Raw genomic sequence first — 20,945 nt, 5'->3', positions numbered from 1 at the left:
CATGAATTCGGCAGACCTGGTGCGCGACCACACGATCTACTCCTGTGTCATGGGGTCGCGTGCCTTCGGTCTGGAGACCGAGGACAGCGACACCGACCGCCGGGGTGTCTTCCTCGCCCCGACGCCGCTGTTCTGGCGCTTCGACAAGCCGCCGGCGCATGTGGAGGGGCCCGCGGAGGAGCAGTTCAGCTGGGAGCTGGAACGGTTCTGCGAACTGGCGTTGCGGGCGAACCCGAACGTCCTGGAGTGCCTGCACTCCCCCGTCGTCGAGCACATCGACGACACCGGCCGCGAACTGATCGCGCTCCGCGAGGCGTTCCTCTCCCGCCAGGCCCACCAGACCTTCGTGCGCTACGCGGGCGGGCAGCGCAGGAAGCTCGACGCGGACGTCCGCCAGTACGGCGAGCCGCGCTGGAAGCACGCGATGCACCTGCTGCGCCTCCTGATGAGCTGCCGCGACCTGCTCCGCACCGGCGAACTGACCATCCACGTAGGCACCGACCGCGACCGCCTCCTGGCGGTGAAGCGCGGCGAGGTCCCCTGGCCGGAGGTCGAGTCCTGGATGACCCGCCTGACGGAAGAGGCCGACACGGCAGCGACCAAGTCCCCCCTCCCCACGTCCCCGGACCACGCCCGCGTACAAGACTTCCTGATCCGCGCCCGCCGCACGTCAGCCCTGCAGGCGCTGAACGCCCCGAACTCCGTCTAGCCGAAGGCGCCCGCGCTCACGCGTCCCAGAGGGCGCCCAGGGTGAGGAGTTCGGTGCGGTGTTCGAGGGGGTTCGTCCATGCGTCGGGCCAGGCCGCCGCGCCCAGGTGGGCGCCTGCGAAGGCGCCTGCGAGGCAGGCGATCGAGTCCGAGTCGCCTCGGGTGCAGGCGGCGCGGCGGAGGGCGGTGAGGGGCTCTTCGGGGAAGAGCAGGAAGCAGAGGAGGCCGGTCGCGAAGGCCTCCTCGGCGATCCAGCCGTCGCCCGCGTACGTGCAGGGGTCGAGCTCCGGGTCCGCCGTGCGCTGCACGGCGTCCAGGCGCTCCAGGACCGCCAGGCACTCGTCCCAACCGCGCTCCACGAAGTGCCGGGCCGACGGGTCCTGCGAGCGGGTCCACAGGTCGCCGAGCCAGGCCTCGCGGTAGACGGAGCGGTTCTCGTACGCGTACGAGCGCAGGTGACCGACCAGGCCCGTCGGGTCGACGCCCTGGGCGAGCAGGTACACGGCGCGCGCGGTCAGGTCGGAGGCGGCGAGCGCGGTGGGGTGGCCGTGGGTGAGGGCCGCCTGGAGCTGGGCCGCGCCGGCCCGCTGCTCCTCGCTCAGACCGGGCACGAGCCCGAGCGGCGCCACACGCATATTGGCGCCGCACCCCTTGGAGTGGATCTGGCTGGCGTCCTGCCACACTCGGTCGCTGTCGAGGAGGTCGCAGGCGCTCAGACAGGTGTTGCCGGGCGCCCTGTTGTTCTCCGGGGAGTGGTACCAGGCCACGAACTCCTCGCGGACCGGCGGCTCCATCGACCGCGGGGCGAGCACGCTCCGGTCCATGGCGGTCCGGATGCCGCGCGCCACGGCGAGGGTCATCTGCGTGTCGTCCGTGATGTACGCCGTGCCCCGCTGCACCGGCAGCTCCATGGCCCGCCAGGGGCCGAACTTCGCCAGGATCGACGGCACGTCGTGGAACTCGGTCGGGAAGCCGAGCGCGTCCCCGAGCGCGAGGCCGAGCAACGCGCCCGTGGCGCCCTGCTTCGTCGCGTGGCGCGTCATGGGATGAGTCATGTGGATCGTCCTTCCGGTCGCAGCAACGGCGGGTGGAGGGCCGTGGCCTCCCCCGCCCGGTAGAGAGCGGCCGGTTTCCCCCGTCCGCCGGTCAGGCGCGGCGGCCCCTCCACGGCCTGGACGAAGCCGGGCGTGGTGAGGACCTTGCGCCTGAAGTTGGGGCGGTCGAGTTCGACGCCCCAGACCGTCTCGTACACCTGCCGCAGCTCGCCGATGGTGAACTCGGGCGGGCAGAAGGCGGTGGCGAGACACGTGTACTCGAGCTTGGCGCCGACCCGGTCGTGCGCGTCGGCGAGGATCCGGTCGTGGTCGAAGGCGAGCCCGCCGTGCTTGCCGTACGGCATCCACCGGGCCCGCGCCGCGTCGCCGCCGCCGCGCGGCTCCGGGGCGTCCGGGACGAGCGCGGCGAAGGCGACGGAGACGACCCGCATCCTGGGGTCCCGGTCCGGCTCGCTGTACGTCCGCAGCTGTTCGAGGTGGAGTCCGGAGACGGTGTCGTCGGACAGACCGGTCTCCTCGGCCAGTTCACGTCGGGCGGCAACCTCGGCGGACTCGCGGGGCATGACGAAGCCGCCGGGGAGCGCCCAGGTCCCTTCGTACGGCTGCTGCCCCCGCTCGACGAGCAGGACGTTCAGCCGGTCGGCGCGGATCGTGAAGACGGCGAGGTCCACGGTGACGGCGAAGGGCTCGAAGGAGCTGGCGTCGTAGCCGTCAACGGCCGAGGACGGAAGCGGAGGCGGTGGCGGGGTCATCGGCGCTCCGGCAGGGGGTCGGCGAGGTCCCAGCCCTCCGCGAGCAGCGCGTCCACGGCGGCGACCGCCGCCGCGAGGCGCTCCTCGTGCGGTCCGGTGAGCATGGCCGCACGGCGCCCGGTGTGGGCCAGCTGGGTGTGGAAGCGGGCCGTCATCCAGGGCCGCAGGTGCTCCCCGTCGCGCAGCCCGTCGTCCTCGAAGGCGACACCCCGGTGGTCGGTCAGCAGCCACAGGTGCTGCCGGCCGCGCGCGGCGATCTCGCCGGTCGCCGGGCTCGTGGTGCCCATGTACCGCTCGTGCCAGATGGTGGTGGCGAAGGCGTCGGTGTCGCAGAAGAGCACGGGCGAACCGGTCCGCGCCGCCTCCTCCTCCGCCTCCGCCTGGCGCAGCGCGATGAGCGGGAAGTCCTCGGAGTGGAAGGCCACGTCCTCCCAGGTGGCCTCGGGACGCAGGGCGCGCAGCTCGGCGAGCTTGAGTTCGCTGAACTCCCGCCCGAACTCCGGCACCCAGCGCGTACGGGCCCAGACCCCGCCCCGCGCCCGGTAGTGCTCGGCGAGGGCCCGGGCCATCGTGGTCGTACCCGTGGACTCCGCGCCGAGCACGACCACGCGGCGGGTGAGCGCGGCGCGCACCGGGGCTTCGAGGAAGTCCCAGGAGCCGACGGGGTCCTTGCGGACGGCGGTGCCGGAGACGGGGAAGAGCGTACGGTCCGGGTCGACGCACACGGCCTCGGCGCCGAAGCGGCGGCCCAGCTCCTCCCCGTACGGCTCCGAGGTGAAGACGGCGTCGACCGGCTCGCGCACCGCGCCCCGGAAGACGGCCATGTGGGCGGACCACACATCGGGGTCATGGAGGTCGACGGGGATGTCGTCGACGGCCCCCACGACCAGCGCGTCGGGGTGGACCTCCCGCATCCAGGCGACCCGCGCGTCCAGGGTCAGGGTCTCCACGGAGGAGGCGCAGACGAGCACGGTGAGGCGCTCGCAGCGCTCGCGGGCGGTGCGGACGAGATGGTGGTGGCCGGCGTGCGGCGGATAGAACTTGCCGAGGACCAGACCGTGTCCGTAGCGCTTCACGCGACCGCCTCCCTCTCGACCGTACGGCTCCGCGCGTCGAGGTCGCGGCTCCAGCCGCGCAGGCCGAGGACGCAGAGCGTCATGAAGCCGACGTACAGCAGGGCGGTCAGGTACAGCTCCTTGTACGCGTACAGGGGCACGTACACGATGTCGGCGGCGATCCAGAGCCACCAGGACTCGAGCCGCTTCCTGCACTGGCCGTACGTCGCCATGAGGGAGAGCGCGGTCGTCAGCGCGTCCCAGAACGGGACGGTCGAGTCGGTCGCGCGGTCGAGCAGCAGCGTGAGGCCGAGGGTCCCCACCACCCCCGCCGTGAGCAGCCAGGTCCACTCCGTGCGCATGGTGCGGCGCACCGGGAGGGTGTCGGAGCCTGGTCCACCCCCGTGGGTCCAGGTCCACCAGCCGTACATGGCGAGGGTGATGAAGACGATCTGGAGGCCGGCGTCGGCGTAGAGCCCCGCCTGCGTGAAGAGCAGGACGAAGAAGATGTTGTTCGCGATGCCGATGGGCCAGTTGGCGAGGTGCTGGCGGGCGACCAGCCAGACGCAGAGCGCCCCGGTGCCGAAGCCGAGGACCTCGGTCCAGCTGACCGGGGTGTCGAGCAGGGTGAAGAGCGGCTGCTGCAAGGGTTCGAGTACGTCCGCGAGGCTCACACCCACCTCCTTAAGAGTCATGTTGACTATAAAGGGCCCCGGGCTTCGCCCACAAGTACGAAAAAGCCCGCGACCGGCGAGCGGTCACGGGCTTCTTCAGGTCCTGTGTACGGGACTACATGCCGACTTCCTTCATCAGCATGCCGACCTCGGTGTTGGTCAGGCGGCGCAGCCAGCCGGACTTCTGGTCGCCGAGACCGATCGGGCCGAAGGAGGTGCGGACCAGCTTCTCGACCGGGAAGCCCGCCTCGGCGAGCATCCGGCGCACGATGTGCTTGCGGCCCTCGTGCAGCGTGACCTCGACCAGGTAGTTCTTGCCGACCTGCTCCACGACGCGGAAGTGGTCGGCGCGGGCGAAGCCGTCCTCCAGCTGGATGCCGTCCTTGAGCAGCCTGCCGACCTCGCGGGGCAGCGGACCGGTGATGGCGGCCAGGTAGGTCTTCTTCACCCCGTACTTGGGGTGCGTGAGGCGGTGGGCCAGCTCACCGTGGTTGGTGAGGAGGATGATGCCCTCGGTCTCGGTGTCGAGCCGGCCGACGTGGAAGAGCCGGGTCTCGCGGTTGGTGACGTAGTCGCCGAGGCACTGGCGGCCGTCGGGGTCCTCCATCGTGGAGACGACACCGGCCGGCTTGTTCAGCGCGAAGAAGATGTACGACTGGGTCGCGACGGTCAGACCGTCGACCTTGATCTCGTCCTTCTCCGGGTCGACGCGCTTGCCCTGCTCCAGGACGATCTCGCCGTTGACCTCGACGCGGGCCTGCTCGATCAGCTCCTCGCAGGCGCGGCGCGAGCCCATGCCGGCGCGGGCGAGCACCTTCTGCAGCCGCTCGCCCTCCTGCTCGGCGCCCGGGAAGGTCTTCGGGGTCTTGATCTCGGGCCGGTTCTCGTACCGCTCGCGGTTGCGCTGCTCGATCTTGGCGTCGAGCTCACGCGAGCGGGCCGGGGACTGCCGCTGCCCGTGCGGGCCACGACGAGGCGGGGTACCGCCCTGGGGCGACTTCGGGCCGCCCTTGGCGCCACCGCGGGCCGCGGGACCGCGGCCCTTCTTCGGGGCCTCGGACGCGCTGCCCACGTCGTAGCGGCGCTCCTCGGGGCGCGGGTTGCGCGGCCGGTCGCCGCCCTGCCTGTCGTCGCGGCCACCGCCGCCACCGGCACCCCGGTAACCGCCACCACTGCCGCTACCGCTACCGCCCGCGCGGCCGCCGCCACCGGCACCCCGGTAACCGCCACCGCCGCCGCTCGGGCGGCCACCGCCACCGCCGCCGCTGCCGCCCGAGCGGCCGCCGCCGCCGCTGCCGCCGCGGCCACCGCTGTTGCCACCACGGCTCCCGCCGTTGTTTCCGCTGTTCCTGCCGCTGCTGCTTCGCATCAAATGTCCGTCGTCTTGTCGTCTGCGTCTTCACGATCCGGGAGATCCGGATCGAACGACGGGACTCCTTCCAGCGTGTCCGCCTCGATCGCGTCCGCCTCGGGGAGGAAGGGCGCGAGCTCCGGGAGCTCCTCCAGGCCGCGCAGGCCCATCCGCTCCAGGAAGTAGTTCGTCGTCCTGTACAGGATCGCACCTGTTTCGGGTTCCGCGCCCGCCTCCTCCACAAGACCGCGTTGGAGGAGGGTGCGCATGACCCCGTCGCAGTTCACTCCGCGCACGGCGGAGACCCTGGAACGGCTGACCGGCTGGCGGTACGCGACGACGGCGAGGGTCTCCAGGGCCGCCTGGGTGAGGCGCGCCTGCTGGCCGTCGAGGACGAAGGCCTCGACGGCGGCGGCGTGCTCCGGGCGGGAGTAGAAGCGCCAGCCGCCGGCGACGAGGCGCAGCTCGAAGCCGCGGCGCTGCACGGTGTACTCGTCGGCGAGCTCGCGCAGCGCGTCGCCGACCTCGCGCGGGGTCCGCTCCAGGACCTTGGCGAGGTGGACCTCGGTGGCCGGCTCGTCGACGACCATGAGAACGGCTTCGAGGGCGGGCTTGAGGTCGTGCCCGAGTTCGCTCATGCCTTCTCCTCCACTACTTGATCGAACTCGTCGGTGACCCGCGTCTCCTGCTCCCCGCCGACCCAGGTGACGGTCAGCTCACCGAGGGCGTCCTCCTGGTCGAGGGAGACCGCCTTCTCGCGGTAGAGCTCCAGGAGGGCGAGGAAGCGGGCGACGACGGTGAGGGTGTCGGCGGCGCCCTCGGCGAGCTCCCGGAAGCTGACGCTCCCGCGCTCGCGCAGGAGGGCCACGACGAGCCCGGCCTGCTCGCGGACGCTGACGAGGGGGGCGTGGATGTGGTCGACGTACACCTGCGGCTTGGCCTTCGGCTGCATCGCCTTCACCGCGAGCTTGGCGAAGCCCTCGGCGCCGATGGAGATGACGACCTCGGGCAGCAGCTCGGCGTGGTGGGCCTCCAGGCCGACGGTACGGGGGTGGCGCCGCCCCTCGGTGTCCCAGCGGTCCTCGAAGATCGAGGCGATCTGCTTGTACGCGCGGTACTGCAGCAGCCGCGCGAAGAGCAGGTCCCGCGCCTCCAGGAGCGCGAGGTCGGCCTCGTCCTCCACCTCGGCGGCGGGCAGCAGCCGGGCGGCCTTGAGGTCGAGCAGGGTCGCGGCGACGACGAGGAACTCGGTGGTCTGGTCGAGGTCCCAGTCGGGGCCCATGGCGCGGATGTGCACCATGAACTCGTCGGTGACCTTGGAGAGGGCGACCTCGGTGACGTCGAGCTTGTGCTTGGAGATGAGCTGGAGGAGCAGGTCGAACGGCCCCTCGAAGTTCGCCAGCCGAACGGTGAACCGCCCGTCGTCGCCGGGCGCGGGGGCTTCCCCGTGCGCGCCCGGGCGGGCGCCCGCAGGCGCCTCGCCTTCCGCGGGCAGGCGCTCGGGAGCCGGTGGCGTCGCGGGCTCGCCCGGCGGGACAGCCGGGGCGGCCTCCGGGGACTCCGCAGGCTCCAGGGGCTCCAGAACCTCGACGGCCTCCGCAGGCTCCAGGGACTCCGCGGACTTCACGGCCTCCGGGGCCTCCGCAGGCTCCACGGCCTCCGCAACAGCCTCCAGGGCCTCCGTCGGCTCCTCCGGAGGCTGGCCGGGGGTCTCCGGCCCCCCGGGCGGGGGCGGGCCCGTGCCAGGGCCCTGGCCCAGGGCGCGGCGGCGCGGTGGGCGGGACGTTTCGGCAGGGGGTGGAGGCATCGGGGTCCTGGGAGGAGCAGGGGGCTTCGCAGCCCGCAGGCTACCCTCAGCGACCGCGAAGGCGGCGCACGAGGATGCTCGCGTCGCCCCGGGACTCCAGGTCGGCCAGGACCACCGCGACCGCCTCACGGACGATCCGGCCCCGGTCCACGGCCAGGCCGTGCTCGCCCCGGAGCACCAGGCGGGCGTGCTCCAGGTCCATCAGCTCCTCGGCGGAGACGTAGACCGTGATCTTCTCGTCGTGCCGCTCGCGCCCGCTCGGCCGCCGGTTCGGCGACCGGCCGCGCCTGCGCCCCTGGGCGGCGGGCGCCGGGACCGGCGCGGAAGCCTGGGACTCCGCCCCACGCGACCGCGGCTCCGACTGCTCCGCGGGCTGCGCCGCCGAGTGCTCGGCGGAACCGGAACCGGAGCCCCGGCCCGAGCCGGAACCTGAGCCAGGACCGCTGCCCGAACCCGATCCGGGCCCGGAAGCAGAGCCGCCCTCCGCCGCCTCCGTGTCGCTCTCGCCCGCCGGAGCCGGTACCCGGCCACGGGGCGAGGAGGACTGCAGCGCCATCCCCCCGGTCGTACGGAACAGTTCGTCGGCGCCGGGCAGACTCACTCGGCGTGACACCGGGCGAGCACCTCCCTGGCGAGCTGACGATAGGCGGCGGCACCCACCGAGTTCGACGCGTACGTCGTGATCGGTTCACCGGCGACCGTGGTCTCCGGGAAGCGCACGGTACGGCCGATGACGGTGTGGTAGACGTGGTCGTCAAAGGCCTCGACCACGCGTGCGAGCACCTCACGGCTGTGCACCGTACGGGAGTCGTACATCGTGGCGAGGATGCCGTCGAGCTCCAGCTCCGGGTTGAGCCGCTCCTGGACCTTCTCGATCGTCTCGGTCAGCAGCGCCACACCGCGCAGCGCGAAGAACTCGCATTCCAGCGGCACGATGACCTTGTGAGCCGCCGTCAGGGCGTTCACGGTCAGCAGGCCGAGCGAGGGCTGACAGTCGATCACGATGTAGTCGTAGTCGTTCATCAGCGGCTTCAGGGCGCGCTGCAGCGTCGACTCGCGCGCGACCTCGCTGACCAACTGCACCTCGGCCGCCGAGAGGTCGATGTTGCTCGGCAGCAGGTCCATGTTGGGCACGGCGGTCTTGAGGAGCACCTCGTCCGCCGACATGCCCCGCTCCATGAGCAGGTTGTAGACGGTGAGGTCGAGCTCCATCGGGTTCACACCGAGACCGACCGACAGGGCTCCCTGCGGGTCGAAGTCGACGAGCAGCACCCGCCGTCCGTACTCCGCGAGCGCGGCACCCAGGTTGATGGTCGACGTGGTCTTGCCGACACCACCCTTCTGGTTGCACATCGCGATGATCTTCGCGGGGCCGTGGTCGGTCAGCGGACCCGGGATCGGGAAGTACGGCAGCGGCCGTCCGGTGGGGCCGATCCGCTCGCGGCGCTGACGGGCAGCGTCGGGTGCGAGGGTGGCCGCGTACTCCGGGTCGGGCTCGTACTCGGCGTCAGGGTCGTAGAAGTGCCCCTCGGGCACCTCGTCGTAGGCGGCGAAGTGGGTGGACTCTCGGCCACTCTCGTTGCCGGCCGTGGCGTTCACGTGTAGGCCGTCCATCATCTTCATCGTGTGGGCTGTCGTCACGGGCTGATGCGTCGCGTGGGTCGCGTGGTTCGCGGCTGTCGCGAACGTCCGGACGGCGACGGAGCCGACAGGGATTCCTGGCTGTCCGCCCCCGGGAGTAAATGTCGACTCATTCACAAGTCGTCTTACCTCCTTGGATGTCACCAGGAACATTTATCGATAGGTCAGCGTGGCACCATGCCGACGGTTGGCGACTCTATGGCGTGTCACCGCTCCGCAGCAACACAATCCGCCGGACCCGGCCCGTTGTGTCGGCAACCGAACACCTCTCTGTCAAGGGTGCGCGGCCACGCATCCGCACGTTTCGGGGGTGTGCGAAACGGTTAAAGGGTTACGTTCGAGGCGAGTTGCGCGGCGCCCCGGACGTGGCCGGATGCGTGAGGTTGACGGCGCGCCTTGACGCGACGCCGGGGAAGGTCACCCCAGGAGGGTGGTCAGCTCGACGTGCTCGAGGCCGTGCGCCTCGGCGACCTCCTTGTAAACCACCTTGCCGTCATGGGTGTTGAGGCCCAGGCCCAGCGCGGCGTCGCGGCGCAGCGCCTCGACCCAGCCGTTGTTCGCCAGCGACACGATGTAGGGCAGCGTGGCGTTGGTGAGGGCGTACGTGGAGGTGTTCGGCACCGCGCCCGGCATGTTGGCGACGCAGTAGAAGACCGAGTTGTGGACCTGGAAGGTCGGCTCGGCGTGGGTGGTCGGGTGCGAGTCCTCGAAGCAGCCGCCCTGGTCGATCGCGATGTCGACAAGGACACTTCCGGGCTTCATCTTGGCGACGAGCTCGTTGGTGACCAGCTTCGGGGCCTTGGCGCCCGGGATGAGGACGGCGCCGATGACGAGGTCGGCCTCGATGACGGCCTTCTCCAGCTCGTAGGCGTTGGAGACGATCGTCTTCACCTTGGTGCCGAAGATCTTGTCGGCCTCGCGGAGCTTGTTGATGTCGCGGTCGAGCAGGGTCACGTGGAAGCCCATGCCGACGGCGATCTGGGTGGCGTTCCAGCCGGAGACGCCGCCGCCGATGACGACGCACTCGCCGGCGTGGGTGCCGGGGACGCCGCCGGGGAGCACGCCGCGGCCGCCGACCGAGCGCATCAGGTGGTAGGCGCCGACCTGCGGGGCCAGACGGCCCGCGACCTCGGACATCGGGGCGAGCAGCGGCAGGGCGCGGTTCGCGGTCTCGACGGTCTCGTAGGCGATGGCGGTGGTGCCGGACTCGAGGAGAGCGTCCGTGCACTCGCGGGAGGCGGCGAGGTGCAGGTACGTGAAGAGGGTCTGGTCCTTGCGGAGGCGGTGGTACTCCTCCGCGATGGGCTCCTTGACCTTGAGCAGCAGGTCGGCCGTGTCCCAGACCTCGTCGGCGGTGGGCAGGATCTGCGCACCGGCGGAGACGTACTCCTCGTCCGTGATCGAGGAACCCACACCGGCGTTCTGCTCGATGAAGACCTGGTGGCCGTTGCGGACGAGCTCGTGGACACCGGCGGGGGTGATGGCCACGCGGAACTCGTTGTTCTTGACCTCGCGGGGGATGCCGACCTTCATCGTCGATCACGGTCCTTGAATCAGGGGAAACGGGGGTGCAATGCGATACATACCCGGATGCAAGGAGACGCACCGGGGCAGACCGCGGTCGATCGCGGCTCACCCAGTCTAATGAAGGAGTTCCCCGTGTCTAGCCTTGCAAAGCATTATTCTTCGACGGAAGCACTACGGATTTCGTAGGCGGAAGTCTCGCCTCCGAGGAGCCTTTCGGCCGCGGACCGGTGCAAACGGGCCGCAGCGGGGTCTCCGAGCCGGTCGAGGGTGTCCGCGAGCCGGAGCTGGAGCGCGGCCTGAAGCCGCACGTCCTGGGCACGCCGGGCCCACTCCACCGCCTCCTCGCAGGTCCGCAGCGACTCCTCGGGCCGTCCGGCGTACTCCTGGACCCGGGCCGCCTCGCTCAACGCCCGCGCGTGGCCGGGGAGATCGGCCAGGCGCCGGTAGCCCGCGGCGGCGGCGCGCCAGTTCCGCAGGGCCTCGCCGTAGCGGCCGGCGTAGGTCTGCACCGCGCCGAGCCGGGCGTACAGCCGGGCCTGGTCGGCGCGCTCGTCCCGGGCGAGGCGCTGGGCGAGGGCCCGCCCGTACCAGTCGGCGGCCCGCTGCCAGTCCCCCAGCTCCTGGTGGGAACCGCCTACGGATTCCATCGCGCGGCCGATCGCGTACGGGTCGTTCGCGGCCCGTCCGGCGTCCAGAGCGGCCCGGTAGCGGGCCAGGGCGTCCTGGGTGCGGCCGGTCCTGGCGTCGAGATCGGCGAGATTGAGCAGCGCGGCGGCCCGTTCCCGGTGCAGTCCGCGCCGCTCGGCGACGTCCAGGACCAGCCGGTGCAGGCCGTAGAGCTCGGGCGCCGCGGCCTCGGCGCCCCGGTGTGCGGTCTCGGCCCTGACCAGGGCGGCGACCAGCCGGCGGGCCAGGGTGTCGAGCTCGCCGTCGGCGACGGCCAGGCGGGCGGAGGCGAGCAGCACGGGCCGGCGGCTCTCCAGCCAGTCGGCGGCGGCGGGCACGCCCGGGAAGCGCAGGGCGCGGGGCAGTCCGGCGAGCTTCTTGTGGGCCGGGGACCCCTCGGGCTCGGTGACCGCCCGGCAGGACTGGAGGAGCCGTACGGTCCGCTCCAGCATCCGGGCGCGGGCGAGCTGTACCTCGGCGGGCCGGTCGCGCTCCTCCATCCGCTCGCGGAGCGCCGGGACGAGATGGCCGGGCAGCTCGTACTGGCCGTCCTCGCCCTCGGTGACGAGACCGAGGGCGACGAAGTCGGCCAGGGTGGTCGCCGCCGCCGAGACGGAGCAGCCGGCCAGGGCGGAGGCGGTGTGGGCGTCGGCCCGGCCGAGCGGGGCGAGGGTGAGGTAGCGCAGTATCCGGGCGGCCGGCTGCGCCAGGGACTCGTGGACCAGCTGGAACGCGCGGGAGAGCGGGTCGCCGGAGAGGACCCGCAGCCGCTTGGCGAGGTCGGCGACGGAGGACTTGGGGCGGGCGGCGAGCCAGCCGCCCGCGAGGACGACGGCGGCGGGCTGCCCGCCGCACTCCTCCGCGAGGCTCTCGGCGGCCTGCGGGTCGACCGTGACGCGCACGGAGCCGGTGTAGCCGGTGAGCATCTCGATCGCCGACTTGGGGTCGAGGCCGCCGAGGGTGCAGGGCCGGACGTCGGGGATGCCGGTGAGCGGCCCCTTGGCGACGGCGACGACGAGGGCGTCGGGGTTGTCCGGGATCAGCGGGTCGACCTGTTCGGCGTCGACGGAGTCGTCGAGGACGAGGACCGCCCGGCGCTCGACGAGGGCGTCGCGGACGAGTTCGGTCAGCTCGTCCTCCCCCGCGCCGGGCGGCTCGTCGACGCCGAGGTCCTTCAGCAGGGCCTGGGCTGCCCGCGCGGTGGGGACCGGGTCGCCGCCGGGTTCGGTGAGCCGGGCGCGGAACACCCCGTCGGGGTAGGCGGTGGCGAGTCCGGCGACGAGCTCCTCGGCGAGCGCGGTCCGCCCGGAGCCGGGGCGTCCGGCGATCAGGAGGACGCGCGCGCGGGGTGCCTTGTGGCCGGCGAGGGTGTCGAGTCCGGTCCGTTCGATGTCGGCGCGCAGGGCCTTCAACTCACGCTGCCGGCCGTAGAAGTTCCGCACCCCGCCCGCCGCCGCCACCGCCTGATCCGTCACGGGCCACGCTCCCGTCCACCTGCGCACGAGCCGATCCCGCGGGGGTCTCCGCACGGGTGATCCCGAGCGTAGTTCAGGGCGTGCGCCCGACCCGGCGGAGCAGGGCGGAACAATCCCCCGATCGGATCAGCAGATCGTCAGACCACCACTCCGGTTGGCCCAGGCGGGGCGGTCACGACTCGAACGGCCGGGCCGGCCACTCCGCGTCGGCCGGGCGCAGCGCGTCGATGCCGTCGCCCGCGCGCGCGGCGAACAGCGAAAGGACGCCCAGGACCAGACAGTTGTTGTGCAGCTCGCCCGCGAGCGCGCCGCGCACGACCTCCGCGAGCGGGACCCGGGCCAGCTCCATGTCGGCCTCCTCGTCGGAGACCTCGTAGCGTTCGCCCTGTGCCTCGGACAGGTCCCGCGCCAGGAAGATCCGTACCGCCTCGTCGCTGCCGCCGGGCGTCGTGTACACGTCGGTCAGGACCCGCCAGTCCTCCGCCTTGACGTGCGCCTCCTCGTACAGCTCGCGCTGCGCGGCGTGCAGCGGGTTCTCCCCGGGTACGTCGAGGAGGCCGGCCGGGATCTCCCAGAGCTTCTGCCGCACGGGGTGCCGGTACTGCTTCAGGAGCAGCACCCGGTCCTGGTCGTCGAGGGCGACGACCGCCACCGAGCCGGGGTGGACCTGGTAGTCGCGGTGCGCGACGGACCCGTCGGGCATGACCACCTCGTCCGTGCGGACGCTCGTCTTCTTTCCCTGGAACGGGGTCGTCGTGCCGGCGACCCGCCACTCCTCCGGGGTGTCCTGCAACTCCATCTGCGTCCTTCCACCCTCACCACACACGAAAACCGGGGCACCGGCCCTCGTAAGGCCTGCGTACCCCGGCAACGTTAACTCCTGGTCCTACTTGCCCGTCTTCCGCTCGACGGCCGCCTTGACCAGGCCGGCGAAGAGCGGGTGCGGACGCGTCGGACGCGAGCGCAGCTCGGGGTGGGCCTGGGTCGCGACCAGGTAGGGGTGCACCTCGCGCGGGTACTCGACGTACTCGACGAGCTTGTTGTCCGGAGAGGTACCGGAGAAGACCAGACCGGCCTTCTTCTCCAGCTCGGCGCGGTAGGCGTTGTTCACCTCGTAGCGGTGGCGGTGGCGCTCGTCCACGTACGGCTGGTCGTCGTAGACCTCGCGCACGATGGAGCCCTCGGCGAGCTTCGCCGGGTACAGGCCCAGGCGCATCGTTCCGCCGAGGTCACCGGCGCCCTCGACGTACGCGAGCTGCTCCTCCATGGTCGAGATGACCGGGTGGGCGGTGCCCGCGTCGAACTCGGTGGAGTTGGCGTCCGGGATGTCGGCCAGGTTGCGGGCGGCCTCGATGACGATGCACTGCAGGCCCAGGCAGATGCCGAGCAGCGGCACCTTGTTCTCGCGGGCGTACTGGATCGCGCCGATCTTGCCGTTGACACCGCGGTCGCCGAAGCCGCCGGGGATCAGGATCGCGTCGACGTCACCGAGCTGCTTCTTCGCGCCGGCCGCGGTCTTGCAGTCGTCGGAGGTGACCCACTTGACCTTGACCCGCGCCTTGTTGGCGAAGCCGCCGGCCCGCATGGCCTCGGTGATCGAGAGGTACGCGTCGGGCAGGTCGATGTACTTGCCGACGAGCGCGACGGTGACCTCGTGGTCCGGGTTGTGGACGCGGTCGAGCAGGTCGTCCCAGGTCGTCCAGTCCACGTCGCGGAACGGCAGGTCGAGCTTGCGGACGACGTAGGCGTCCAGACCCTCGGTGTGCAGCACCTTGGGGATGTCGTAGATCGACTTGGCGTCGATGGCGGCTACGACGGCGGCCTCGTCCACGTCGCACATCAGCGAGATCTTGCGCTTGATGGCGGTGGGGACGTCACGGTCGGCGCGCAGCACGATGGCGTCCGGCTGGATACCGATGTTGCGCAGCGCGGCGACGGAGTGCTGGGTCGGCTTGGTCTTCAGCTCGCCGGACGGGCCGATGTAGGGCAGCAGCGAGATGTGCACGACGAAGACGTTGTCGCGGCCGACCTCGTGGCGGACCTGGCGGACGGTCTCCAGGAACGGCAGCGACTCGATGTCGCCGACGGTGCCGCCGACCTCGGTGATGACCACGTCGACGTCGTCGGTGGCCATGCGGCGGATCCGCGACTTGATCTCGTTGGTGATGTGCGGGATGACCTGGACGGTGTCGCCGAGGTACTCGCCGCGCCGCTCCTTGGCGATGACCTGCGAGTAGACCTGGCCGGTGGTGACGTTGGCCGAGCCGTCGAGGTCGACGTCGAGGAAGCGCTCGTAGTGGCCGATGTCCAGGTCGGTCTCGGCGCCGTCGTTGGTGACGAACACCTCGCCGTGCTGGAACGGGTTCATCGTGCCGGGGTCGACGTTCAGGTACGGGTCGAGCTTCTGCATCGTGACCCGAAGGCCCCGCGCCTTGAGGAGCGCACCCAGGCTGGAGGCGGTCAGGCCCTTCCCGAGGGAGGACGCGACACCCCCGGTGACGAAGATGTGCTTGGTCGTCGTGGTTTTGGGCGGCATCGCCAAGAGGGGGCTCCCGTGGTCGCGTTCTGGAGGTGCGTTCCGGCGTGCCCTCCGGAAGAATCGGGGGGTGCCGTCGCTGCGGTTGCGGGGGCTCGGCTGTCGCCGTTTCCCACCGGTCCACGGGGTACCAGGGTATCAGCGACATCGGGAGACCGCTTCCGGCCACACGGGGCAGTCAGGCGCGCACGGACGGCTACGCGCCCTCCGGGTGCGCGGGCTGCGCCGGGTGGCAGCGGCGTCAAGAGGTGCGTCAGGAATGCTCACCCGATCGGCGCAACGGCGTTACGAGGGCGTGCCGAAACGCGTCGTATCCTGCTCGGACACTTGCCGCCGATCGTCAACATCCGTTGACCGCTGATCTGTAGTAACCGCCCTTCGGGCGGACGTGGCCGTTCGATCTGGAGAGAGCACGTGGCCGGGCGCATCGAGGATTACGCACTCATCGGAGACATGCAGACCGCCGCCCTGGTCTGCCGGGACGGCAGTGTCGACTGGCTCTGCCTGCCCCGCTTCGATTCGCACGCCGTCTTCGCGGGACTCCTCGGGACCGAGGAACACGGCTTCTGGCGGGTCGGTCCCGCCGTCCCCAACGGCACTCCCCCGCCGCCCGCCGACCGCCGCCGCTACCGGGGCGACTCGCTCATCCTGGAGTCCGAGTGGGACACCCCGCGCGGCACGGTCCGGGTGATCGACTTCATGCCCCCGCGCGACGGCGCGCCGCAGCTGATCCGGATCGTGGAGGGCGTCTCGGGCCGCGTGCCGATGCACTCCGCGCTGCGGATGCGGTTCAGCTACGGACGTGTGGTGCCGTGGGTCCACAAGGTCGGCGACCGCACGGTCGCCGTCGCGGGCCCCGACTCGGTGTGGCTGGACATGGACGCCGAGACGCACGGCAAGGACCTCACGACGTACTCGGACTTCACCGTCACCCCGGGCGACCGGGTCACCTTCACCATCAGCTGGCAGCCCTCGCACAAGGAGGCGCCCGCCCTGCCGGACCCGGAGGGTTCGCTGGAGGCGACCGAGGACTTCTGGCGGGAGTGGGTGGAGCACTGCACGTACCACGGCCCGTACCGCGAGGCGGTGGTCCGCTCCCTGATCACCCTGAAGGCCCTGACCTACGCGCCGACGGGCGGCATCGTCGCCGCGCCGACCACGTCCCTCCCCGAGGAGATCGGCGGCGTACGGAACTGGGACTACCGCTACACCTGGCTGCGCGACGCGGCGATCACCCTCTCCTCGATGCTCCGCACCGGCTACCGCGAGGAGGCCCGCGCCTGGCGGGACTGGCTGCTCCGCGCGGTCGCGGGCGACCCGGAGAACCTGCAGATCATGTACGGGATCGCCGGCGAGCGCGAGCTCGGCGAGGCGGAGCTGGACTGGCTGCCCGGGTACGAGAACTCCGGCCCGGTCCGGGTCGGCAACGGCGCTGCCAACCAGCTCCAGCTCGACGTCTACGGCGAGGTCACCGAGGCGCTGCACCTGGCGCACATGACGGGCCTGTCCCGCAACGACTACGCCTCCCTCCTCCAGCTCAAGCTGATCCGCTACCTGGAGACGCACTGGGACCAGCCCGACGAGGGCATCTGGGAGGTGCGCGGCCCGCGCCGCCACTTCGTGCACTCGAAGGTCATGGCCTGGGTGGCGGTCGACCGCACGATCAAGCTGATCGAGTCCGGGGACGCCGACGGCCCTCTGGAGCGCTGGCGCACGCTGCGCGACGACATCCACCGGGACGTCTGCGAAAAGGGCTACGACAAGGAGCGGAACACCTTCACGCAGTCGTACGGCTCCAAGGAGCTGGACGCCTCGCTGCTGCTGATCCCGCAGATGGGCTTCCTGCCGCCGGACGACAAGCGGGTCATCGGCACGATCGAGGCGATCCAGCGCGAGCTCTCCACCGAGGACGGCTTCGTCCTGCGCTACCCCACGGCGGGCGAGCAGGCCGGCGTGGACGGCCTGGAGGGCGACGAGGGCGCGTTCCTCGCCTGCTCCTTCTGGCTCGCCGACGACCTGGCGATGATCGGCCGCGTGGACGAGGCCCGCCAACTCTTCGAACGCCTCCTGGCCCTCCGCAACGACCTGGGCCTCCTGGCAGAGGAATGGGACCCCCGCCTCCAACGCCAGGTGGGCAACTTCCCCCAGGCCTTCAGCCACGTCCCCCTGATCGACACGGCCCTGCGGCTGACGGCGAGCGGGGCGTACGGGGGCTGAGGGGCTACGGGGGCTGAGGGGCGGGGTACGCCAGACTCCCACCGCCCGCACGGGGCGCGTATCGCGGTGGCCCGGAATACGCTGAAAGGGTCCTGTCCCCCCTCAGGAAGGGGGGCTCACCCATGGCTCCCCAGATCGACGTTCCGGCGACGGCGCTGGCCGGGCTCCGTGAGGATCTGGCCGGCGAGGTGTTCGTGCCCGGCGATCCCGGTTACGACGAGGCCCGGAAGATCCACAACGGCATGATCGACCGGCGTCCCGCCGTCATCGCCCAGTGCGCGACCTCCGAGGACGTGGCCAACGCGGTCCTCTTCGGCCGGGAGACCGAGCTGCCCATCGCCGTGCGCGGCGGCGGGCACAGCGTCGCGGGCTCGTCCGTCGTCGACGACGGTCTCGTCGTCGACCTGCGCCGGATGCACGCGGTCGTCGCCGACCCCGAGCACCTGACGGCCCGCGTCGAGGGCGGCGCGACCATGAGCCACCTCGACCACGCCACCCAGCCCTTCCAGCTGGCCACCACCGGCGGCCGGGTCTCCACCACCGGCGTCGGCGGCTTCACGCTCGGCGGCGGTTCGGGCTGGCTGGAGCGGAAGTTCGGGCTCGCCTGCGACAACCTCCTCGCCGCCGAGCTGATCACCGCCGAGGGCAAGCACGTCCACACCGACGCCGAGACGCACCCGGAGCTGTTCTGGGCGCTGCACGGCGGCGGCGGGAACTTCGGGGTGGCGACCTCCCTCACCCTGCGGCTCCACGAGCTGCCCCAGATGAGCTTCGCGCTGCTCTTCTTCCTCCCGGAGTCCGCGCCCGAGGTGGTACGCACCTTCCGGGACCTCGCGGCCGACGCCCCGAACGCGGTGGGCGGCGGCGTCATCTACCTGCCCGCACCCCCGGAGCCGTTCGTCCCCGAACACCTCGTCGGCAAGCTGGTCTGCGGCACGCTGCTCACCTACGCCGGTCCGGTCGCCAAGGTCCGCGAGCTCGCGGCGCCGCTGATCGCGCTGAAGCCCGCGATCGAGATGGTCACGGACATCCCGTACAGCGACCTCCAGTGCATGCTCGACGACCCACCGGGCCTGCGGAACTACTGGTCGGCGGAGTACCTCAACGCCTTCCCGGACGAGGCGGTGGACGCCTTCTGCGCCCGGGGCGCCCTGATCCCCCTCCCGACCGCCACCCAGCACGTGCTCTTCATGATGGGCGGCGCGCTGGCCTCCGGTCCGGCCGACTACCCCATCCCGTGGCGCTCGGCGCCCTGGGCCGTCCACCCCTTCGCGACCTGGGAGGACCCGGCCGACGACGAACGGGCGAGGCAGTGGGTAAGGGACGTGCGGGCCGACGCCCGGCCGTGGTCCACCGGAGCCGTGTACCTCAACTTCATCGGCTCCGAGGGCGACGAGCGGGTCGTCTCGGGCTTCGGCGCCGAGAACTACCGCAGGCTCGCCGCCGTGAAGGCCACGTACGACCCCGACAACACCTTCCGCTTCAACCACAACATCACCCCGGCGGCGGCGTGACGCACACCACACGAGACGGACAGTCGCGTAATCGGCCGCGCGGGGCGACGAGTTGTCGACCGGCCGGACGGACTGTCGAGTCCCGTGACCATCGGGTGATGTTGCCGGCGGAGATACGCAGGTAGCGTCCGGTCATGGACAGTCAGGGCGGGATCACCGTGCAGCGGGCGCTGGAGCTGCCCGGGCTCCGCAGCGGCCTCCCGGAGGTGGTCGCGGGCGCGGACCGGCTGAACCGGACCGTGCGCTGGGTGCACGCGGGCGAGGTCCCGAACATCGCGTCGCTGCTCAAGGGCGGCGAGCTGCTGCTCACGACGGGCCTCGGCCTCGGTACGCGCCCGGCGGAGCAGCGCGCATTCGTCCGCCGACTCGCGGACCGAGGCATCGCGGCCCTGGTGGTCGAGCTGGGCCCCCGCTTCTCCCGCCTACCGGCCACGATCGTGGACACGGCACGCGCGGCGGGCCTCCCCCTGGTGCAGCTGCACCGCGAAGTCCCTTTCGTGGCGGTGACCGAGGAGATCCACACCGAGATCGTGAACGGCCACTACGCGCTGCTTCGGCAGGCGGAGGAGGTCCACCGCCAGTGCACGGAGGCGCTGCTCGGCGGGGGCGGGGTGCCCCAGGTGCTGCGGATCCTGGCCGACTTCACGGCGAACCCGGTCTTCCTGGAGACGGCGGACGGCCAGCTGCTCTACGCGGCGGGTACGGAGTCGGGCCCGGCCGACCCGCTCCAGGTCTGGGACGGGCTGCGCGGCCAGCGCGCGGCGCGCGAGTCGGGCCCGCCGACGGGCGCGGTACTCGTGGACGTACCCGGCGGCGGACCGGGCACAGGATCCGTCCGCGCCCGCCTTGTCCTCCTGGCGGTCGATGGCCCACTGTCCCAGCTGCACCGCATGGCGGCGGAACGGGCGGCGGGCATCCTGGCGGTCGTCCTGATGCAGGCCAGGCAGGAGGAGGAGCTGGCGGCGCGGGGCCGCGGCGACTTCCTGACGGACCTGGCGGAGGGCCGGATCACGCCGGAGGACGCCCCGGCCCAGGCGAGGGTCCTGGGCTTCCGCCCGGGCGACGGCCCCCTGCTCCCCGTGGTGATGCGCCTCGCTTCGGACCTGTCCCCCTCGGGCAACTGGTCACTGCTGGCAAGGGCGGTCCTGGAGGAGCTGTCCTCGGTGGGTGTCCCGGTCCTGCTGGGCGTACGCCCGGTGGAGGGCCGGGTGCCGCTCCTGCTCGGCCTGCGCTCGGAGTCGGAGCGTACGGCGGTGGCGGACCGGGTCGCGGCGGCGCTGCGCGCGGGCGTGGAGCGGGCCGGCCTGGAACGCGGGGGCGGCCAACCGCCGGTGGTCGTGGTGGGCATCGCGGGCGGCTGGGCGGCGGCGTCGGCGTCCCTGCGGCACGCGGGCGAGACGGCGACGGCGGCGCAGGGCCTCTCGGACCGCCCCTGGTACGACGCACGCCGCCTGGACATCGACCTCCTCCTCTGGCGCCTGCGGGAACACCCGGACCTAGCGGCCTTCGTGGACCGCGCGATCGGCCCCCTGAGAGACCACGACCGCACGTCCCGCCCCCCACTGCTCCCCACCCTCGAGACCTACCTGGCCCACGCGGGCCGCAAGGCGGAAACGGCCCGCGAACTCCACCTCAACCGCCAGACCCTCTACAACCGCCTGGCCCGAATCTCCGAACTCCTGGGCACCGACCTGGACGACCCCCAAACAGTCCTGGCCCTCTCCCTAGCCCTCCGAGCCAGACGCCACACCCCGTAACCAGGCAAGCGCGCCACGGCCACCCTGAAACCGGCGCGGTTCGGGGGCCTGCGGCGCGAAGCGGCCGCACCCGGAACCAGCGCCCCACCCCGAACGGCACCCCGCGACGCGAAGCCACCGCCCCGGGGGCACGGGCTCACACCCCGACCTCACCTGCGGCACGAAGCCGCCTCACCCGGAGTACTGCGGCTCCGCCCCGGACCCACCCGC

At 71.9% G+C, this 20,945-nt stretch carries 17 protein-coding genes; 4 read left to right on the top strand and 13 right to left on the bottom strand.

Annotation, left to right across the window (positions count from 1 at the left end):
* The first annotated feature begins 1 nt into the window (after position 1).
* Positions 2-709, top strand: a complete 708-nt coding sequence (locus tag ACFWRO_RS34015; protein WP_384517521.1) for a DNA polymerase beta superfamily protein — start codon at positions 2-4, stop codon at positions 707-709.
* Positions 710-725: 16 nt separating this feature from the next.
* Here the strand turns inward: ACFWRO_RS34015 and ACFWRO_RS34010 are convergent, their stop codons facing one another.
* The 13 genes from ACFWRO_RS34010 to ACFWRO_RS33950 all read right to left on the bottom strand — a co-directional run bounded on the left by ACFWRO_RS34010 (position 726) and on the right by ACFWRO_RS33950 (position 15,247).
* On the bottom strand, positions 726-1,751 hold the full coding sequence (locus ACFWRO_RS34010; protein ID WP_384517564.1) for an ADP-ribosylglycohydrolase family protein: 1,026 nt from the start codon (positions 1,749-1,751) through the stop codon (positions 726-728).
* 8 nt (positions 1,752-1,759) lie between these two features.
* Entirely contained in the window at positions 1,760-2,515 is a 756-nt protein-coding gene (locus tag ACFWRO_RS34005; RefSeq protein ID WP_384517518.1) for an NUDIX domain-containing protein, read from the bottom strand.
* The gene (locus tag ACFWRO_RS34000) at positions 2,512-3,591 is read right to left on the bottom strand and encodes an AAA family ATPase (RefSeq protein WP_384517515.1); all 1,080 of its coding nucleotides are present in this window, start codon (positions 3,589-3,591) and stop codon (positions 2,512-2,514) included. The genes ACFWRO_RS34005 and ACFWRO_RS34000 overlap by 4 nt, the downstream gene beginning before the upstream one ends.
* The gene (pnuC, locus tag ACFWRO_RS33995) at positions 3,588-4,244 is read right to left on the bottom strand and encodes a nicotinamide riboside transporter PnuC (protein WP_384517512.1); all 657 of its coding nucleotides are present in this window, start codon (positions 4,242-4,244) and stop codon (positions 3,588-3,590) included. Before pnuC ends, ACFWRO_RS34000 begins: the two co-directional genes overlap by 4 nt.
* A 115-nt stretch (positions 4,245-4,359) precedes the next feature.
* Positions 4,360-5,613 carry a pseudouridine synthase gene (locus tag ACFWRO_RS33990; RefSeq protein WP_384517509.1) on the bottom strand — a complete coding sequence of 418 codons (1,254 nt, stop codon included), beginning with the start codon at positions 5,611-5,613 and terminating at the stop codon, positions 4,360-4,362.
* Positions 5,613-6,233: an SMC-Scp complex subunit ScpB gene (gene scpB, locus ACFWRO_RS33985; RefSeq protein ID WP_384517506.1), complete on the bottom strand. Its 621-nt coding sequence runs from the start codon at positions 6,231-6,233 to the stop codon at positions 5,613-5,615. The genes ACFWRO_RS33990 and scpB overlap by 1 nt, the downstream gene beginning before the upstream one ends.
* Positions 6,230-7,402, bottom strand: a complete 1,173-nt coding sequence (locus tag ACFWRO_RS33980; protein WP_384517503.1) for a segregation/condensation protein A — start codon at positions 7,400-7,402, stop codon at positions 6,230-6,232. Before ACFWRO_RS33980 ends, scpB begins: the two co-directional genes overlap by 4 nt.
* A gap of 46 nt (positions 7,403-7,448) precedes the next feature.
* Positions 7,449-8,003, bottom strand: coding sequence for a hypothetical protein (locus ACFWRO_RS33975; protein ID WP_384517562.1), 555 nt, complete (start codon positions 8,001-8,003; stop codon positions 7,449-7,451).
* Positions 8,000-9,025 carry a ParA family protein gene (locus ACFWRO_RS33970; protein ID WP_329125763.1) on the bottom strand — a complete coding sequence of 342 codons (1,026 nt, stop codon included), beginning with the start codon at positions 9,023-9,025 and terminating at the stop codon, positions 8,000-8,002. Before ACFWRO_RS33970 ends, ACFWRO_RS33975 begins: the two co-directional genes overlap by 4 nt.
* 435 nt (positions 9,026-9,460) lie before the next feature.
* Positions 9,461-10,576, bottom strand: a complete 1,116-nt coding sequence (ald, locus tag ACFWRO_RS33965) for an alanine dehydrogenase (protein WP_384517500.1) — start codon at positions 10,574-10,576, stop codon at positions 9,461-9,463.
* Positions 10,577-10,722: 146 nt separating this feature from the next.
* Complete coding sequence (locus ACFWRO_RS33960; protein ID WP_384517497.1) at positions 10,723-12,711, bottom strand: tetratricopeptide repeat protein; 1,989 nt, start codon at positions 12,709-12,711, stop codon at positions 10,723-10,725.
* 172 nt (positions 12,712-12,883) lie between these two features.
* Positions 12,884-13,510 carry an NUDIX domain-containing protein gene (locus ACFWRO_RS33955; protein WP_384517494.1) on the bottom strand — a complete coding sequence of 209 codons (627 nt, stop codon included), beginning with the start codon at positions 13,508-13,510 and terminating at the stop codon, positions 12,884-12,886.
* An 87-nt stretch (positions 13,511-13,597) separates the two neighbouring features.
* The gene (locus tag ACFWRO_RS33950) at positions 13,598-15,247 is read right to left on the bottom strand and encodes a CTP synthase (RefSeq protein ID WP_384517491.1); all 1,650 of its coding nucleotides are present in this window, start codon (positions 15,245-15,247) and stop codon (positions 13,598-13,600) included.
* Between the two features lie 453 nt (positions 15,248-15,700).
* Here ACFWRO_RS33950 and ACFWRO_RS33945 point away from each other — a divergent pair, with 453 nt between their 5' ends.
* The 3 genes from ACFWRO_RS33945 to ACFWRO_RS33935 all read left to right on the top strand — a co-directional run bounded on the left by ACFWRO_RS33945 (position 15,701) and on the right by ACFWRO_RS33935 (position 20,735).
* A complete protein-coding gene (locus ACFWRO_RS33945; RefSeq protein ID WP_384517559.1) occupies positions 15,701-17,464 on the top strand; it encodes a glycoside hydrolase family 15 protein in 1,764 nt (587 codons plus the stop codon).
* Positions 17,465-17,586: 122 nt separating this feature from the next.
* Positions 17,587-18,978, top strand: coding sequence for an FAD-binding oxidoreductase (locus ACFWRO_RS33940; protein ID WP_384517488.1), 1,392 nt, complete (start codon positions 17,587-17,589; stop codon positions 18,976-18,978).
* A 134-nt stretch (positions 18,979-19,112) separates the two neighbouring features.
* Positions 19,113-20,735 carry a PucR family transcriptional regulator gene (locus tag ACFWRO_RS33935; protein ID WP_384517485.1) on the top strand — a complete coding sequence of 541 codons (1,623 nt, stop codon included), beginning with the start codon at positions 19,113-19,115 and terminating at the stop codon, positions 20,733-20,735.
* Positions 20,736-20,945 lie beyond the last annotated feature (210 nt).

This window comes from Streptomyces sp. NPDC058579 (assembly GCF_042718575.1).
Taxonomy (GTDB): domain Bacteria; phylum Actinomycetota; class Actinomycetes; order Streptomycetales; family Streptomycetaceae; genus Streptomyces.
Note: the sequence above shows the minus strand (reverse complement) of the source record. Positions and strands in the feature narration are given on the sequence as shown.